Genomic DNA, 16,999 nt, shown 5'->3' on the forward strand with positions numbered 1-16,999 from the left:
CCTTTCCTTAACGTTGCGTGAGTTCGAGAAGAACCGAGATGACCCCGAAGAAAATCGCGATGGATGAAAACAGCATCGCCTTGGAAGACCAGCGGTTCAGGGCGGCATCGAAGTTGACGGTGCCGTTGCTTAATGTGGTTTTTTGCCGGGTCCAGCTCTGCTGGTCCATGTGGAACAGGGCGTAGACTTTCATCAGCGAGCCGATGATCTGGTTGTAATAAAGAACGAACGGGTACACCGGGCTGACCGGGTGGCCGGCGAACAGAAACAGCACGGTGACGAGGCTGCGCGACAGCAGTACCCAGAACAGGTACACCAGCAGGTACTGGATGCCGAACACGATGCCGGCGACCACCGAGGCGCTCAGGCCCATCAGGCAGGTCCACATCGACACCCGCTGATCGAGCAGCACATACAGGGTGAACAGGCCCAGGCGGGCGCGGCCGAGCAGGGCGGTGGCACGGAAGTTCTGGCGCAGCGAGTTGCCGTACCAGCGGAACATCAGCTGACGGGTGGCACGCCAGAAGCTGTTGTCTGGCGGATGCTCGACGGTCAGGGTGTTGCTGTCGGGCACGTAGAAGGTATCCCAGCCGGCGCGCATCAGGCTCAGCCACGACGACTTGTCGTCACCGGTGAGAAACTGAAAACGCCCCAGGCGCCAGTGCTGGAGAAAATCCGCCTCGACGTCGCGGATGAAGTCCGGGTCGGTCATGACACTGGCGCGAAAGAACGACAGCCGCCCGGTCAGGGTCAGCACCCGGTGCGACAGGGCCATCGAACACATGTTGATGTGCCGCTGGACGAAGCGCATCGAGTGCCATTGGCGCATCAGGTTGCTGCCTTCGACTTCGCAGAACTCGTTGGTGGTCAGGCCGCCGACGTTGGGTAGGTAGGCGAACAGCTTGACCGCGCGCTCGACGCAGCCGGGCAGCATCATGGTGTCGCCGTCGACCACGCCGACCACCGAGTCCTGCAGTGGCATCTGCCGCGACAAGGCGCGGAAGGCATGGGCCAAGCCGTCACGCTTGCCGGTGCCGCGGGCACGGACGATCACCAGCTTGATGTCGTCGCGGTCCTTGACCTCGTTGCGCATGATTTGCTTGATGAACTGCTCGTCGCCCTTTTCGACGATCGAGGCGATCACCGTGCACGGCACTTGCAGGCGCTGCACCTCCTGGAACACCGACTGGTAGACCTTGAAGGTGGTGTGGGTGGGAATGCGAAAGCTGGTCACCACCATGAACATGTGCGCTGGCAGCGCCGCATCGCCCATGCGCTCGACCGCCTTGCGCATGCGCGGGAACTTCCAGTGCAGGAAGTACATGCCGCGCAGGTAGTGGACGATAGCGTTGCCATAGCGCCACATGCCCAGCGCACCGATGATGAAGATGAACGTGTGGTGCGCAGGGTCCAGGTACTGCGGCGCGACCATCTCCGACGCCAGCGCGATCAGGCCGAACAGGCAGGCCCAGGCGCAAAAACGCGCGCCTGCCTGCAGGTAGTCCGGCTGGCCCCGGGGCGGCTGTTGCTGTCGTTCCATGTAACCGTTGCTCCTGTGTTCGGGCCATGCCCGGCTGAATGACATGCGCACTTTTCGCGCCTGGCCAAGACAGGGTCGGCCGGGCAGGAGGCAGGTGAGCAGTCAGTCAGGCGGGGTGCCTGGGTGAATCGCCGGGTACTCTCTGAGTGGAGTGCTTTCTACTGGCGTACGGGGGCCTTACCAGCAGATACCTTCACGCTGGGTATCGCTGCCGTGGGCCATGAAGCCGACCAGGTCGATGATCTGCTTGCCGCCGTTGGCATCCAGGGCCTGGGCGAAACGGTCATCGTTATTGCCCAGCACCACCACCTCGGCTTCGCGGATCACCTGCTGCAGGTCGTTGCACAGCAGCGACGAAACGTGAGGGATCTTCGACTCGATGTACTCGCGGTTGGCGCCGAACACCCGGGCGTACTCGACGTTGGCGTCGTAGATGCTCAGCTCGTACCCCTTGCCGATGAGCATTTCCGCCAGCTCCACCAGCGGGCTCTCGCGCAGGTCGTCGCTGCCGGCCTTGAAACTCAGGCCCAGCAGGCCGATGCGGCGTTTGTCCTGGCGGGTGATCAGCTCGAAGGCGTTCTTCACCTGGTTGCGGTTGCTGGCCATGATCGAGGCCAGCAGCGGGTGCTCGACGTCCAGCTGGCCGGCGCGATAGGTGAGGGCGCGCACGTCCTTGGGCAGGCACGAGCCACCGAAGGCAAAGCCTGGGCGCAGGTAGTAGCGCGACAGGTTGAGCTTGTAGTCCTGGCAGACCACGTCCATCACCTCGCGGCCATCGACACCGGAAGCCTTGGCAATGTTGCCGATCTCGTTGGCAAAACTGACCTTGGTCGCGTGCCAGACGTTGCAGGTGTACTTGATCATCTCGGCGACTTCGATCGACTTGCGGATCACCGGCGCGTCCAGGCCCTGGTACAGCGACTGCAGCAGGTCGCCCGATTGCGTGTCCAGCTCGCCGATCACGGTCATGGCCGGGAAGTCGTAGTCCTGGATCGCGGTGCTTTCACGCAGGAACTCGGGGTTGACCGCCACGCCGAAATCAATGCCGGCGCGCTTGCCGGCGTATTTTTCAAGCATCGGGATCACCACGTTCTTCACTGTACCGGGCAGCACGGTACTGCGCACCACCACGGTGTGGCGGCTGGCCTTGTCGCGCATGGCGGTGCCGATTTCGCGGCACACCGCTTCCATGTAGACCAGGTCCAGGTCGCCGTTCTTCTTGCTCGGGGTACCGACGCACAGCAGCGACATCTCGGTGGCCAGCACCGCTGCCTGGACATCCGTGGTGCCACGCAGGCGGCCGTGGCGCACGCCATCGAGCAGCAGTTGTTCCAGGCCGGGTTCGACGATGGGCGACTTGCCCTGGTTGATCATGTCGATCTTGGCCGGCGAGATATCCACGCCCAGCACCTGGTGCCCACGCGCGGACAAACAACCGGCACAGACAGCGCCTACATAACCCAATCCAAAGATGCTGATATTCATAGTTCCCTCTCCCAAGGTTCAGCAAACGCTGACCGAGATACTCAGTTAAACGGCATGGTCGACGCGGCAGACGCGCAAGAAACAGCAGCGCGATAACAAGAGGCGATGCAAGCGTTTTCGTTGTCTTATTACATCCTAAGGGGGTTTTTTAAACTTCGGCAAGCAGTCTCTAATTCTGAGTTGGATAAAGTTTAAAAAATCTCTGTTAAAGTTTAAAAACTCTTATAAATCAATAGTTTAAAGTTTGTTGTTAGTTGGGCGTCAAAAAACCGGTATCGGTTTTTTGCCGTTAAAATGACGCCAGAAAGCCGTTGCTTCGATGACTTTTGGCATTTTTCATGGTTTTTTTGACGGCTTTTTACGTGTCCTCTTGAGCTTCTTTATTCTCTACGCGCTGTTGTATTTGAACGTCGAAATTCCCCGCGTGATGGCACTTTGGCTAGTAAGGGAAGTTGTCTGGAATTATTAATGCCTTGTGCATGTAGTGCAGGCGTGAATTACAGGGTTTGCGGCGGTTGTCTTGACAACTGTGGACAGGTAGAGCGGGCGTCGACTTGTGCAGCGGAGCTGATCGCGGCATAGTTCTGGCTTCGTTCGAGGCACGCCATTGAAGGTTGTGTGCTCATCCATCCGGATGCTGGATAAGGGACGCCAAGCAAATGAACGGAATCGGTTCGCGTATCAGGGAAGAAAGAGAGCGGCTGGGCCTGACCCAGCGGGTATTTGGCGACATCGGCGGGGTCGAGCCCAACGCCCAGGGCAAATATGAAAGCGGCGAGCGTACGCCCAAGGCCGACTATCTGGCGGCGGTGGCGGCGCGCGGGGTCGATGCGCTGTATGTGTTGAGCGGGGTACATACTCCGGTTGCGCACGGCAGCCTGAACGCCGAAGAAGAACAGCTGCTCAGCAGCTTTCGCCTGCTGCAAGCGGCCGACCAGGCTGCCGTCCAGCATTTGCTGGGCAGCCTTGCCGAGCGTGTACAGCGCCCGCCGCTGAGGGTTGGCGGCCATGAGCGGGGTATCTATGGGCGGCTGTCTGGCAAATGAAAAATGACGTCAGGCAAATGATCTGTTCCGTTAGGTCTACGGCTCTATTTTTTGCTAAGGTGGCGGGATCCAATTACCGCCGCAGTGCGAGGTGTCTGCTTGATTAGGGTGCTGGTGGTCGATGACCACGATCTGGTGCGTACGGGCATCACGCGCATGCTGGCCGATATCGATGGTCTGCAGGTGGTGGGCGAGGCTGACTCTGGCGAGGCATCGCTGAAGGTTGCGCGCGAACTCAAGCCCGACGTGGTCCTGATGGACGTTAAAATGCCCGGTATTGGCGGCCTGGAGGCGACGCGTAAACTGCTGCGCAGCCACCCGGATGTGAAAGTGGTGGCGGTGACTGTCTGTGAAGAAGACCCGTTCCCCACTCGGCTGTTGCAGGCCGGCGCCGCAGGTTACCTGACCAAGGGTGCAGGGCTGGATGAAATGGTCCAGGCCATCCGCCTGGTGTTTGCCGGGCAGCGCTACATCAGCCCGCAAATCGCTCAGCAGTTGGCGCTCAAGTCGTTCCAGCCGCAAGGCTCGCCGTTTGATGCGCTGTCGGAGCGGGAAATCCAGATTGCCCTGATGATCGTTGGCTGCCAGAAGGTGCAGATCATCTCCGACAAGCTGTGTCTGTCACCGAAAACGGTCAATACTTACCGTTACCGGATCTTCGAAAAACTCTCGGTCACCAGCGACGTCGAGTTGACGCTGCTGGCGGTCCGCCACGGCATGGTTGACGCCAGTCTCTGAGCGCATTCATGACAGCTGTATTTGATTCAAGCGCATTCCTGGCGACCTGCAGCGGTCGCCCGGGCGTCTACCGGATGTTCGACGGTGAGGCCCGGCTGCTGTATGTGGGCAAGGCCAAGAACCTCAAGAAGCGCCTCGCCAGCTACTTTCGCAAGACTGGCCTGGCGCCGAAGACGGCTGCCCTGGTGGCGCGCATCGCCCAGGTCGAAACCACCATCACCGCCAACGAGACCGAGGCGCTGCTGCTCGAGCAGACCCTGATCAAGGAATGGCGGCCGCCGTACAACATCCTGTTGCGCGACGACAAATCCTATCCCTATGTGTTTCTCTCCGATGGCGACTACCCGCGCCTGGGCATTCATCGCGGGGCCAAGAAGCAAAAAGGCAAGTATTTCGGCCCGTACCCCAGCGCCGGCGCCATCCGCGAAAGCCTGAGCCTGCTGCAGAAGACCTTTTTCGTCCGTCAGTGCGAAGACAGCTATTACAGCAACCGCACCCGGCCGTGCCTGCAATACCAGATCAAGCGCTGCAAGGCGCCCTGTGTCGGCCTGGTCGAGCCTGAAGAATACGCGGTCGATGTGCGCCACTCGGTGATGTTCCTTGAGGGCCGCAGCCACCAGCTGACCAACGAGCTGAACGCCGAGATGGAACAGGCGGCCATGGCCCTGGCGTTCGAGAAGGCCGCCGAACTGCGCGATCAGATCGCCTTGCTGCGCCGGGTCCAGGACCAGCAGAGCATGGAAGGCGGCAGCGGCGATGTCGATGTCGTCGCGGCGTTCGTCAACCCCGGCGGCGCCTGCGTGCACCTGATCAGCGTGCGCGGCGGGCGGGTGCTGGGCAGCAAGAACTTCTTCCCCCAGGTGGGCATCGAGGAGGAGGTGGCCGAGGTCATGGCCGCGTTCCTCTCGCAGTATTACGTGGGCAACGCCGAGCGCGAGCTGCCCGGCGAACTGATCGTCAACGTGGTGCACGAGGACTTCGCGGCCATTACTGCCGCCATCGAAACCCTGCGCGGCCGTGAACTGACCATCAGCCACCGGGTGCGGGGCACCCGTGCGCGCTGGCAGCAACTGGCGGTGACCAACGCCGAACAGGCGCTGGGTGCACGCCTGGCCAACCGCCAGCACATGGCTTCGCGCTTCGAGGCGCTGGCCCAGGTCCTGGCCCTGGACGAAACCCCGCAGCGCCTGGAATGCTACGACATCAGCCATTCCAGCGGCGAAGCCACCGTGGCCTCGTGCGTGGTGTTTGGCCCGGAAGGGCCGCTCAAGTCCGACTACCGCCGCTACAACATCGAAGGCGTGACCCCGGGCGACGACTACGCGGCCATGCACCAGGCCCTGACCCGGCGCTTTGGTCGGCTCAAGGACGGCGAGGGCAAGCTGCCCGACGTGCTCCTGGTGGACGGCGGCAAGGGCCAGTTGAACATGGCCCGGGAAGTGTTGCAGGAACTGGCGGTGCCCGACCTGATCCTGCTCGGGGTGGCCAAGGGCACCACGCGCAAGGCCGGTTTCGAAACCCTGTACCTCAATGATGTGGCCCACGAGTTCACCCTCAAGGGCGACTCACCGGCGCTGCACCTGATCCAGCAGATTCGCGATGAAGCGCACCGTTTTGCCATCACCGGCCACCGTGCCCGCCGTGGCAAAACCCGCCGCACCTCGACCCTCGAAGGCGTCGCTGGCGTCGGCCCGAAACGCCGTCGCGACCTGCTCAAGCACTTCGGTGGCCTGCAGGAACTGACCCGCGCCAGCGTCGAAGAAATCGCCAAAGCACCGGGAATCAGTAAAAAGCTTGCCGAGTCGATTTATGCCAACCTGCATAGCGAGTAGAATGCTCGCTCACTTTGCAGCCAGTTGTGCCGATGAATATTCCAAATCTGCTTACCGTTCTTCGCGTCCTGCTCATTCCGATCTTCATTTTGCTGTTCTATGTTCCGTATCACTGGAGCTATATCGCAGCGAGCAGTGTCTTCGCCATCGCCGCGGCCACTGACTGGCTGGACGGTTACCTGGCCCGTCGCCTGCAGCAGAGCACGCCATTCGGTGCCTTCCTGGACCCGGTGGCCGACAAGCTGATGGTGGCCGTGGCCCTGGTCCTGCTGGTGCAAGTGCACGCCAACTTCTGGCTGACCCTGCCGGCAGCGGTGATCATCGGCCGCGAGATCGTGGTCTCGGCCCTGCGCGAGTGGATGGCGGAGCTGGGGGCGAGGGCGCATGTGGCGGTGTCGAACCTGGGCAAGTGGAAGACCGCGGCGCAGATGCTCGCCCTGGTGATTTTGCTGGCCAACCCGCCGGTGCTGACCTTCTGGGTGATCCTCGGCTACGCCTTGCTGATGATCTCGGCCGGCCTGACCCTGTGGTCGATGGTGCACTACCTGCGCGCCGCCTGGCCGCACCTGCGCGAAGGCTCGGAGCAGAAATAAAGCTTTTTTGAATCAAGGGCTTGACGAGATTTATTGAATCGTTACAATAGGCCCCATCACGACGCGGGAATAGCTCAGTTGGTAGAGCACGACCTTGCCAAGGTCGGGGTCGCGAGTTCGAGTCTCGTTTCCCGCTCCAAATATCGATCTACAGAGTTCCAAGGAAATCTGTAAGTCATTGAAAAAAGACGCTTCGGCGTCTTTTTTCGTTCCAGCAAGATCCGCTGAAAGCCACGGGTATCTGTACTTTTTTAGTCCAGAAATCAGTCCATAAAAATCGGGTGGCGGTGGTATCGGTTTGTTGCTGGAGTGGAGCGTCATACGTCACGAGCATCTGCCCTGAATCCTCTATTCAGGAGCTCGTAGCATGGCACTCTCAGATGCAACCGTCCGCCAGGCCAAGGCCACCGGCAAAGACGATACCCTCGGTGATATCGACGGCCTGTCACTTGGCGTGACCGCGTCCGGCGGCACGTCGTGGCATTGCCGCTACTCATGGGCCGGCAAGCAAAAGCGCATGTCCCTGGGGACCTACCCTGAAGTCGGCTTGCGCCAGGCGCGTTCCCTGCGTGACGACTGCTGGCCAAGGGCGTCAACCCTCGTATCCACCGCAGCCACAAGCGCCACGCGGTTCACCTGGCTGACCAGAACACTTTTCAATTCATGTACGACCTGTGGTCGAACATCGGTCTTGTGTGCTCAAGGTTGGGCGCCAGAGCACATCGGTGCAGATCCAGCGCACTTTCACCAACGACGTGTTGCCGACCAGACTATGCCTGGCGATGTCGTGGTCATCCGCTACGAAGGCCCCAAGGGCGGCCCTGGTATGGAGGAAGTCCTCTAACCAGCCATCTCAAATCCAAAGCGCTGGCCAAGTCCTGCGCTCTTTTGACCGATGGGCGATTTCCGGGCGGCAGCTCCGGCCTGTCCATCGGCCATGTATCACCGGAAGCGGCGGAAGGTGGACTGATAGGCCTGGTGGAAACAGGGGGCGTGATCAAGATCGGTATTCCCAACCGTTCCGTTGAACTGATCGTCGAGAAGGCGACTTTGAACCAGCGTTACCACGCGATGGATGCCAAGGAGGGGCCAGCCTGGCAGCCAGCCGCTCGGGCTCGAAAAGTGTCGGCTGCAATTCAGGCCTATGCGACGCTGACATCGAACGCAGCTCGCGGTGCGGTCAGGGATGTGACGCAGGTTCGGCATCGATTTGGCGGCAGGCGAATGCCTCCCCCCTGGCTCACAGCGAATCGCAACAGTACGGCCAGCCGCTTATCTCGACGGGGGACTGAAACAACCGACGGTTCGACAGGAGGGGCTAGATAGACAGGGGGTGCGGAAGAATAGGCATACAGGTTCAGATGTAAGCTTTCTGGAGGGCCTATAGATGTCCGTATCCGGCTGCACGGGTGAAGTCGGCTAAATGCCAAATATCACCGTTCGCCCCCCAAGTGCCGTCAACAACATCCTGGATCTGTATTGAGCTCAGCAACTGACGCTGATCCCCCGCAGCCAGGCTCGATTGTACCGCACAGTGCAGTTCACGCACGTAGCGCTGACGCATCGGTGCATCAAGAACTCCGGCAGGCACCTTGACGATGACAATGCATGGGACAACCCGGGCATGAGGAGCAATGCCTCCGCACAGCCATTCATCGGCCTGCACTTCCTCGATGAGCACCCAGCACAACGCACGCTGCTGAGGGGCATCGCCCATGTGTTCATTAATCATTGCCACGTCGCTTACGCTTCGAAGCAGTTGGTGGCGCTGTGGCTGGTTGAAAGCGCCGGTAGGCACCTTGATCAGGATGTTTGGCATGGGGAAACCTCGCTGTTAACTGGAGGCGCCATTGGGCCAGTTATCCCTTTACTCGATAAGTGACCGATTCGTCTTCTTTCGGGCATAATCGGACAATGTACGATTTCACTGTCCTCGTCTTTCCCGGGGCGTTCGCCTCGAGCGTTGCAGCCACCCTGGACATCCTCGGCACCGCCGCCACACTTGCGCAACGGCGCGGCCTTGCCGTTCCACGCTGGCGCGTTTGTGGGCCGCAGCCAGGGCTGATTACGCTGGGCCAAGGCATGCTGCTGCAGGTTGACGCGCTGACCACAGGCGTCGAGGACAACTCCTGCTGGGTCATTCCGGGCCTCGGCATCAGCGACTTCGACGCGCTGCTGCAGCGTCTTGAGGAAGACTGGGTCCTTCAGGCACTGCCAGCGCTGAAGGCACATGTGAATCAAAGCAAGGAGATTGCAGCCTCGTGCTCGGCGGTCTTTCTCCTGCATGCCGCAGGGTTACTGACGGGGCGACGGGTGACGACGTCCTGGTGGCTCGCCCCTTGGCTGTCGAGCATTGCGCCTGACTGCATTGTCGACCCCAACGTCATGGTGCTCTGCGACCCGCCCTTGACGACCGCCGGCGCAGCCTTCGCGCAAACTGACCTGATGCTGCACCTGCTGCGCAGACGTCTGTCACCGGAGCTCGCCGACGTTGTGGGCAAGGCCCTTCTACTCGATGGCCGGCAGTTGCAATCCCCATTCATCAACCCGGCAATCATGGCCCAGGGCAATACGCTGGTCGCCAACCTCACCGCCTACATAGAAGCACGACTGCCCCATCCGCCCAGTGTCCCGAGCCTTGCGGCGTACGTCGGCATGTCTGAGCGAACGCTGTCCCGGCACCTTCATAAAGCAACCGGTCTTTCAACTCGGAATTTGATCCAGCGTGTACAACTGAACAGGGCCCGCGTGCTGCTGGAAACCAGCAGGTACTCCGTTGAATTCATCGCCGAGCAGGTGGGATACCAGGATGCCACAGCCCTACGGCGACTTATGCGCCGCCTGTTGAACGCCTCCCCAAAACAACTGCGCCAGTAACCGCTATCTCTGAAGATCTCGTCCGCAGACCGCTCGTAGCAGAAAGCGTGCGCAATCGCCAAGGCGCTGAACTTATGCTTAGGTGCAGCGTACTCTCATCCACCTGTTGAAGATGGTAGTACTGTGCGTTCGCCTTGAGTGCCGGCATGACCTGGCACACTGCATAAGGGGCTTCGTACCAAGTATTCCGGCCATGGATGTTGAATGCGTATTCGCCTGATCGCACGTTGCCGTGTTCCTGCGAAAGGTTGTCGAGGTCGCCAGGTGACTCACCATTGGCCTCTGCAATCTCGATTACCAAGCCGCGTAGGGTCAATAGCCCTTTGTTAGCAATCCACAGAGTTCTGTATTTTTATCTAGTGTCTGCAGGCATGCGTTTCCTCATCTTGCGCCGGTGAAAGTTGGGCGTTGCCATACCGACAGATCAACTGCGGAAGATGCAGCTGCAGGCCGGAATGAACCTGACGGGGATCGAGGAAGTGGACGGTGCCTGCTATGCGCAGTCCTGGTGGTGCAGGGTGGAGTAGGCGTGAAGGCCACGCTCATTGAGCCCCGTCGTCAGGTATAGCGTACCTGTGCATGCTTCAGAGGCCGGCAGTCTGAAGTAGTGCCCGAAAATATAACCAGCAGACTGTGCGTATCAGCTACTTATCACTTTTTGATTTAATGCATGATGATGATTATAGCTTTTGAGTTTTGTAACTGAAATGTCACGAGTGGTGTTCGAATATTTCAATCGTCTTAGTGGGCGCTGCATAAGAAGACGCATTGACACCCTGGAAATTGCATGCGTACTATTCGATCGTAGTTGATGTCGACTGCAGAGCGTCAGTCAATAGGGTCAAGGAATGACTAGTTCGCCATAATGGCACACGTGCATCGTGTACATCCTACGTCCCTCTATAGCACGCCTTGTTTTTGTAGGGCGTATTCTGGTTATCTTGCTACCGGGTTGCTTTGTATCTTGAGACCGCTATTAAATTTCGCGAAAGACAGCGCTACCCGGGAAGGCGAGTGCACTTCAAATGATCGGCTGAATGCTGAATGCATGTGGGCGCGCCTTTACGTTTTTGGTGTGGCGCTTCCGCTATGGACGTTCAGGTTGGTTCGAAGCATTTTATGCAATAGCCTATATATTCATAAGGAGTTGAATGTGTTTTTTCGAAGTGTTTCTGATGTTGAAAAGACTGATTGAGGCCTGCTATTGCATTGCCGGTGAAGGGGAGATTGAGGATGTGGATGGCACGGTTCATCCGATTCGCCCAGGAGGTATGTATGTTTTGGACAAGCATGATCGTCACTGTTTGCGGGGTGGGAAGTTCACGGACCTCACCCTGGTCAGTGTTTTCAATCCTCCACTTGTGGGCACCGAACGTCATTCGATAAACAAGCAGAGTGCCTCCTCTTATTGAGCAATGAACGTCCGGCTCGGTACGTCGCAACCTTGAAAGCTCACCTGGTACTCCCCGGGGTGATGAGGTGTGGTGGTTGCACGTTGGTCAAGGTCAGTTCGGATCAATGATGAAGTTATCAACGCTGGAGTAGACCCGGCCTCGACGTTTGACGCGCCGATAAGAGTGGACTTACCGCTGCGTGGTGTGACGGGTCTTTATTTACGGAATTGATTATATGAAGTTGTTTAGACCGTTGCTTCAGCGGCCGGTGGCGTTGTTATGGGGAGGGCTGGCGCTATCTTCGATCGGCGACGAGTTGTTCGCGATCGCCGTCGCCTGGATGGCAGTGCAGATCGCCGGCACCGATGCGAGTTGGCTTAGTGCGTTGCGCGGTGGGGCCGCGTTGGCGGGGGCGCTGCTGGGAGGGATCTGGGCTGAGCGTTGGGACCATCGGCGCACGATGATCGGTGCCGACCTGGCGCGGGCCGGGCTCGCCCTGCTTCCGATGCTGGCCTGGACGCTGGGCATCATGAGCCTGTGGATGCTGGCGGTGCCGGTCATGCTCATGATGATTGTCAACTCTTTGTTCGAACCGGCCTTGCGCGCCAGCCTGCCACGCATTGTCGTGGCGTCGGACCAGTTGCAGGCCGTCAATGCGCTATTCGACGCGATCATCCGGGTGGCTCGAGTGATCGGGCCGATGCTGGCCGCGGCAATTACGCTGCTGATTCCGCTTGAACATCTGTTTACCCTCAATAGCCTGACTTTCCTGATCTCGGCTTGGGCGGTGATGAAGCTGAGCAAGGCATTGCCTCGACAACCGCTCAAGGTGACGAGCCGGCGTGCCGCCTTCACTGCCGGTTGGCGCAGCCTGGTCGGCCGCCGGCAGATGCAGGCGGTGTATGTGTGTGCTGGATTGGGCAACATCGCCTGGAGTCTGGGCATTTCTATCGGCATGGCGCTGGCCGTGGTCAAATACGACATCCAGGGCTTCGGTGTACAGGACTTTGCCGCCTACGGCCTGATCATGGGCGCCTATGGCTGCGGCAACCTGATCTCTATTTTCGTCGTCGGGAACCTGCATATCCACCGCCTGTATGGTGGCTTTACCTTCGGCTCCGTGGTCAACGGTCTGGGCATTGCGACCATCGGTGCGGCGGTGATGTATTTGCCAGCGGAGTACGTCCTGGCCGGGATGATGTTCGGCGCCGGCCTGGCCGCGCTCGGTGGGCCACTGATCGACATTTCATTCATTCTGCTGATTCAAACCACATTCAGGCAAAGCGAGATCGCCGGGCTGGCAAGGTTGCGCTTTGCTGCGCTGGGTGCCTCCATTCTCATTGCTGGGGCCTGCGGCGCGGCACTTTATGCGCGGTTCGAAACCGGTATGGTCATCCTCGGTAGCGGGATTTTCGAAGTTATCGTCGGTGCGATGGTATTGCTCGTTCCCAAGGACAATGAAGCTGCCTGCGCGAACACGGCCGAAGTGCCTCTGATGGATGACCACGAGGTGGCCCAATGAGACCTTTCCACCACTATGTGAAAAACCACGCCGAGCTTACGCCAGAGAAGGTCGTACTGGTCGTCGCTGGCGAACTGGTAATGCTCGGCTACTGGAACCAACCTGAGCTGACCCGGCGTGTGCTTAGAAACGATCTGTTCGGTGAGGCGCGGGTCTATTTCACAGGTGACCTGTTCAGGATGGACAGTGAGCAGTACCTGTATTTCGTCGACCGCACCGAATTACCTCATTCTTATAGTGATGCCCTGACCACCAATGGACAATCCACTGGCTGAGCTCCCGATTCCTCGAGGGTGTCGATCAAGTGCCGGGCAGCCTTGCGACCGATCTCGTAGTACGGCAGTTGCACCGTGGTCAGCGGCGGGATGAACAGCTCAGCAATACCAATCATGTTGTCGTAGCCGAGCACGGCGACATCGTCGGGAATTTTCAGACCACGGCCCAACAACACCTGATAGGCACAAAAAGCAATGCGGTCGTTGCCACAGATCAGAATGTCGAATTGGGGACGACCATCAGTGATGTGCCGGTCGAGGATGGCTGCGGTTTCACCATAGGCGTCATGATCGGACAGGTCGTACTGCAGGAGTGCGTCAGGCGCCAGTCCGAATGCCTGACAAGCACGCTGCATGCCTTTTTGACGCAGCCCCCAGGCCAGACTCTGTTTGGGCAGATTGATAAACAGAGGACGCTGATAGCCTTGGCTCAATGCGTGATGCACGGCTCGATACTGCCCCGTTTCGTCGTCGGGCACATAACTGACCAGGTGGCTGTCATCCGCCAGGCAATTGGCGAGTACCAGGGGTTTGCTCTTCAACCGCTCGGGAATGCACACCTGGCGCAACCCCATGGCGCTGAAGATCAACCCGTCAGGGCGGTGTGACAACATAAGGTCGATGTTCTGGTCGGTAGGCGGGTTGCTTAGCAGGTTAAGGATAAAGACATTCCAGCCTGCTTGCTGCGCGGTCTGTTCGATGGACAGCAGCAGCTCGACGGCGAACGGTGTGGTCGCCGTGTCCAGCGCGAACACACCGATGGTTCGTGTCTGGAGGTTGTCGCCGCGAATCTTGCGCGCCGACAGGCTCGGTACGAATTGCAGTTCATCAATGGCGCGACGTACCCGCTGATAGGTTTCGGGGCTCAATTTTTCCGGATTGTTGAGCGCTCTAGAAACCGTCATCAGGGACACGCCGGCCAGTTGTGCAACGTCTTTCACTGAAGTCATACGAGGCGAGACCGGTCAGGTTTGCGGAGAATCATGACACATGGCCTGCGCTTCTTGCGATCCGAATGACGCTGCTCATAGCCATCCCGAGGCGAGAGGCCATGCTCTGGGAATGGAGACACGCCCGCCATTCCCGCTTGCAAGGAGCTTCACCCCCAGGCTGTCGGGCTGCGGATAGAGGCGACTGCTGAGGCTAAAGCACCCGCTTTCGTCGAACACCTCGATGGACGAGCGATCCAGGAACACGCGCAGTTCGAGTCGCTCCTGCCTTGCGTCTATCGCCACGCTGCGCTGACCTGTGGCTTGCGCACCCGAGTGGCTGCGGTCAAGCACCAGACGACGTAACGACGCATCATAGTAGAGTAGGGTTTCTTCATGGCCATCGTCGCTGCAGCGCAAGGCGATTCCCAAGTGCCCATCGGTGCAGCCGAGCAAATCCAGATGCACATGGATTTCGAGCATATCGCCATTCACTTGCGGCACCCACCGGGTTCCCGACTCATCCCACCACGGGGTACTCGGCAATGGCGCCTTGCGTAGAGCGCTGAGCTCCCGTGCCGGATACACGCGCAGGCGATCTGCGCGCAGTTCAAGTTCGCGCGGTAAACCGAGCATGCCGCACCAGTGATGGGTTCTGCTCGGCATCGGGCTTTCCCACATGTCGAGCCACGCCCACAAAAGTCGTCGACCATCGGCAGCTATCAACGTTTGCGCTGCATAGAAATCGTGGCCGTTATCCAGTTCGATAAAAGGCCCGCCAGTGAAGTGCCACTCGCTGTTGAGTCGGCCCACTCGATAACCGGTCTGGTACTTGTTGAGCCGTTCATAACCTTGGGGTTGCATGCCTTGGGGGGAGTACAGCAGCACATCGCGTCCGTTCAGTCGAAACAGATCCGGGCACTCCCACATGTAGCCATCGCCCTCGCTGCCACTGGACACGTAATCGAGGAACTCCCAGGTGAACAGGTCCGTAGAACGGTACAGCGGGAGCAGCGGCCTATCGCCCAGACGTGCGCCGGCAATGAGGTACCAATAGTCATCCTCTTTCCATACCTTGGGGTCACGAAAGTGCATTATCGTGTCGTGCGGCGCGGTCTCGATGACTGCGCCCTGCTTGACGAACCGGATGCCGTCGATACTGGTGGCCAGGCACTGAACTTGACGGATCAAGCGTTCGTCACCCACTTCCCCCAGCCAGGTGTGTCCGGTGTAGATCAGTGCGAGGGTATCCCCGTACACCACCGCACTACCGGAAAAACATCCATCACGGTCGAAGTCATCACCGGGTGCCAGTGCAATGGGCAGGTGCTGCCAATGAACCAGATCGGCGCTCTTGGCGTGCCCCCAATACATCGGGCCCCATTTCGCTTCGAAGGGGTAATGTTGATAGAAAACGTGATATTCGCCACGAAAGTACACGACCCCGTTAGGGTCGTTCATCCAACCTGCCGGGGGGGCGATATGATAACCGGGCCGATAATCCTGGATGACACGAGACAGGCCGTCACTCAGTGCCTGCTGCGCAAGGTCAAGGGAAGACGACATTGGATCGCTCATGTTGTTCGAAGACAAGGTCATAGGGCCGGTGCTCGGTCTGAGCGCAGAGAGACTTCATTCGGACGGTTTTCAATGGCTTGTGGATGACGCTCCAAGGCCGTACCGTCGTCGTCGAACAGGTGCAGGTTGTCGATGTCCAGTTGCAGTTCGACCCGATCGCCCGCCTGCCATCCGGCGCTGACCTCGCAACGACAGATCAGTGGTTCCTCCTGGCCTGTTTCGAGGTGCACATACGTTTCGCTGCCAAGGTATTCGACCCCGGCCACGACGACCCCGACCGCCCCCCCTGCCGCTTTGAGCGAAACATGCTCCGGGCGAACCCCCAGGCTCAGTAGCGTGCCTGCCGCCAGGTGCGAGCTGTCGAAGGGTAGGGAGGTCATACCCAAAACGGGGGTATCGACCAGGCTGGTTTCGCCCGGGGCATGCAGGCGCGCCGCTAGAAAGTTCATTTTTGGCGAACCGAGAAAGCCGGCGACAAAGCGGCTCGCTGGGCGCTCATAGAGTTCGCGCGGTGAGCCGATCTGCTCTACATGACCGCCATTGAGCACAACAATTTTGTCGGCAAGGGTCATCGCTTCCACTTGATCGTGGGTGACGTAGATCATGGTCGAGCCCAGTCGATCATGCAGCCTGGCGATTTCGTTGCGCATCTGTACCCGTAAAGATGCATCCAGATTGGAGAGGGGTTCATCGAACAACAAAATGTCCGGCTCCCGCGCCATGGCTCTGCCCATTGCTACACGCTGACGCTGTCCTCCAGACAGTTCCTTTGGTTTGCGTTGCAGCAATTTGTCCAGTTGAAGGATCTGCGCTGTTTTCAGCACGCGTTCGCGCAGGGTGCTCTTTTCGGTCTTGGCCAGTTTGAGGCCAAAGCTGATGTTGTCGTAGACGCTCATGTGCGGATACAGCGCATAAGACTGAAACACCATGCCGACGCCACGCTCACGCGGTTCCAGGTCGTTGACCCGTTGCCCGTCGATCAGCAGGTTGCCGCCGCCGATCGAATCCAGTCCGGCGATCAGTCGCAGCAGGGTCGACTTTCCGCAGCCCGAAGGGCCAATGAACACTACGAATTCACCCGCAGCGATCTCCAGGTTAACGTCGCGAAGTATCTGCATTCCGCCCAGTTGTTTGTTCACGTTGTCTAGTTTCAATTTGATCACGATGCTGTTCCTTGTACTTGTTGGGCA

General features: G+C 59.2%; 14 protein-coding genes, 1 tRNA gene and 2 pseudogenes. 11 read left to right on the forward strand and 6 right to left on the reverse strand.

Annotation, left to right across the window (positions count from 1 at the left end; genetic code table 11):
- Positions 1-7 precede the first annotated feature (7 nt).
- On the reverse strand, positions 8-1,540 hold the full coding sequence (locus tag NLX68_RS12190; RefSeq protein ID WP_254284198.1) for a glycosyltransferase: 1,533 nt from the start codon (positions 1,538-1,540) through the stop codon (positions 8-10).
- A gap of 177 nt (positions 1,541-1,717) precedes the next feature.
- Positions 1,718-3,025: a nucleotide sugar dehydrogenase gene (locus NLX68_RS12195; RefSeq protein WP_254284199.1), complete on the reverse strand. Its 1,308-nt coding sequence runs from the start codon at positions 3,023-3,025 to the stop codon at positions 1,718-1,720.
- 659 nt (positions 3,026-3,684) lie between these two features.
- Between NLX68_RS12195 and NLX68_RS12200 the strand changes: the two genes are divergently transcribed.
- From NLX68_RS12200 to NLX68_RS12230, 7 genes and pseudogenes are all read left to right on the forward strand, one after another.
- Positions 3,685-4,071 (forward strand): helix-turn-helix domain-containing protein, encoded by a 387-nt coding sequence (locus NLX68_RS12200; RefSeq protein ID WP_254284200.1) that lies wholly within the window; start codon positions 3,685-3,687, stop codon positions 4,069-4,071.
- A gap of 99 nt (positions 4,072-4,170) precedes the next feature.
- Positions 4,171-4,809 (forward strand): UvrY/SirA/GacA family response regulator transcription factor, encoded by a 639-nt coding sequence (uvrY, locus tag NLX68_RS12205; RefSeq protein ID WP_010221877.1) that lies wholly within the window; start codon positions 4,171-4,173, stop codon positions 4,807-4,809.
- Positions 4,810-4,817: 8 nt separating this feature from the next.
- Positions 4,818-6,641, forward strand: a complete 1,824-nt coding sequence (uvrC, locus tag NLX68_RS12210; RefSeq protein WP_254284201.1) for an excinuclease ABC subunit UvrC — start codon at positions 4,818-4,820, stop codon at positions 6,639-6,641.
- Positions 6,642-6,673: 32 nt separating this feature from the next.
- Positions 6,674-7,234, forward strand: a complete 561-nt coding sequence (gene pgsA / locus NLX68_RS12215) for a CDP-diacylglycerol--glycerol-3-phosphate 3-phosphatidyltransferase (RefSeq protein ID WP_010221879.1) — start codon at positions 6,674-6,676, stop codon at positions 7,232-7,234.
- Between the two features lie 63 nt (positions 7,235-7,297).
- Positions 7,298-7,373, forward strand: a tRNA-Gly gene (locus NLX68_RS12220).
- A gap of 228 nt (positions 7,374-7,601) precedes the next feature.
- Positions 7,602-7,998 (forward strand): annotated as a pseudogene (locus NLX68_RS12225) (Arm DNA-binding domain-containing protein); the annotation flags it as partial.
- Positions 7,992-8,422 (forward strand): annotated as a pseudogene (locus NLX68_RS12230) (dihydroxy-acid dehydratase); the annotation flags it as partial. The pseudogenes NLX68_RS12225 and NLX68_RS12230, both read left to right, overlap by 7 nt.
- Positions 8,423-8,615: 193 nt before the next feature.
- Here the strand turns inward: NLX68_RS12230 and NLX68_RS12235 are convergent.
- Positions 8,616-9,053 carry a tautomerase family protein gene (locus NLX68_RS12235; RefSeq protein WP_254284202.1) on the reverse strand — a complete coding sequence of 146 codons (438 nt, stop codon included), beginning with the start codon at positions 9,051-9,053 and terminating at the stop codon, positions 8,616-8,618.
- A gap of 95 nt (positions 9,054-9,148) precedes the next feature.
- On the opposite strand from NLX68_RS12235, the gene NLX68_RS12240 reads away from it, so the two are divergent.
- The 4 genes from NLX68_RS12240 to NLX68_RS12255 all read left to right on the forward strand — a co-directional run bounded on the left by NLX68_RS12240 (position 9,149) and on the right by NLX68_RS12255 (position 13,302).
- Positions 9,149-10,111, forward strand: coding sequence for a GlxA family transcriptional regulator (locus NLX68_RS12240; protein WP_254284203.1), 963 nt, complete (start codon positions 9,149-9,151; stop codon positions 10,109-10,111).
- Positions 10,112-11,262: 1,151 nt separating this feature from the next.
- Positions 11,263-11,523: an ectoine synthase gene (locus NLX68_RS12245; RefSeq protein WP_254284204.1), complete on the forward strand. Its 261-nt coding sequence runs from the start codon at positions 11,263-11,265 to the stop codon at positions 11,521-11,523.
- A 217-nt stretch (positions 11,524-11,740) separates the two neighbouring features.
- Positions 11,741-13,027, forward strand: a complete 1,287-nt coding sequence (locus NLX68_RS12250) for an MFS transporter (RefSeq protein ID WP_254284205.1) — start codon at positions 11,741-11,743, stop codon at positions 13,025-13,027.
- On the forward strand, positions 13,024-13,302 hold the full coding sequence (locus tag NLX68_RS12255; RefSeq protein ID WP_254284206.1) for an AMP-binding protein: 279 nt from the start codon (positions 13,024-13,026) through the stop codon (positions 13,300-13,302). Before NLX68_RS12250 ends, NLX68_RS12255 begins: the two co-directional genes overlap by 4 nt.
- On the opposite strand, the gene NLX68_RS12260 is transcribed toward NLX68_RS12255, so the two are convergent.
- From NLX68_RS12260 to NLX68_RS12270, 3 genes are all read right to left on the reverse strand, one after another.
- Positions 13,260-14,252 (reverse strand): LacI family DNA-binding transcriptional regulator, encoded by a 993-nt coding sequence (locus NLX68_RS12260; RefSeq protein ID WP_254284207.1) that lies wholly within the window; start codon positions 14,250-14,252, stop codon positions 13,260-13,262. The genes NLX68_RS12255 and NLX68_RS12260 overlap by 43 nt on opposite strands.
- 75 nt (positions 14,253-14,327) lie before the next feature.
- A complete protein-coding gene (locus NLX68_RS12265; RefSeq protein ID WP_254284208.1) occupies positions 14,328-15,830 on the reverse strand; it encodes a glycoside hydrolase family 32 protein in 1,503 nt (500 codons plus the stop codon).
- Positions 15,827-16,972: a sn-glycerol-3-phosphate ABC transporter ATP-binding protein UgpC gene (locus NLX68_RS12270; protein ID WP_254284209.1), complete on the reverse strand. Its 1,146-nt coding sequence runs from the start codon at positions 16,970-16,972 to the stop codon at positions 15,827-15,829. The genes NLX68_RS12265 and NLX68_RS12270 overlap by 4 nt, the downstream gene beginning before the upstream one ends.
- Positions 16,973-16,999: the final 27 nt, after the last annotated feature.

The sequence above is a fragment of the Pseudomonas sp. SBB6 genome, from assembly GCF_024213215.1.
Lineage (GTDB): Bacteria > Pseudomonadota > Gammaproteobacteria > Pseudomonadales > Pseudomonadaceae > Aquipseudomonas > Aquipseudomonas donghuensis.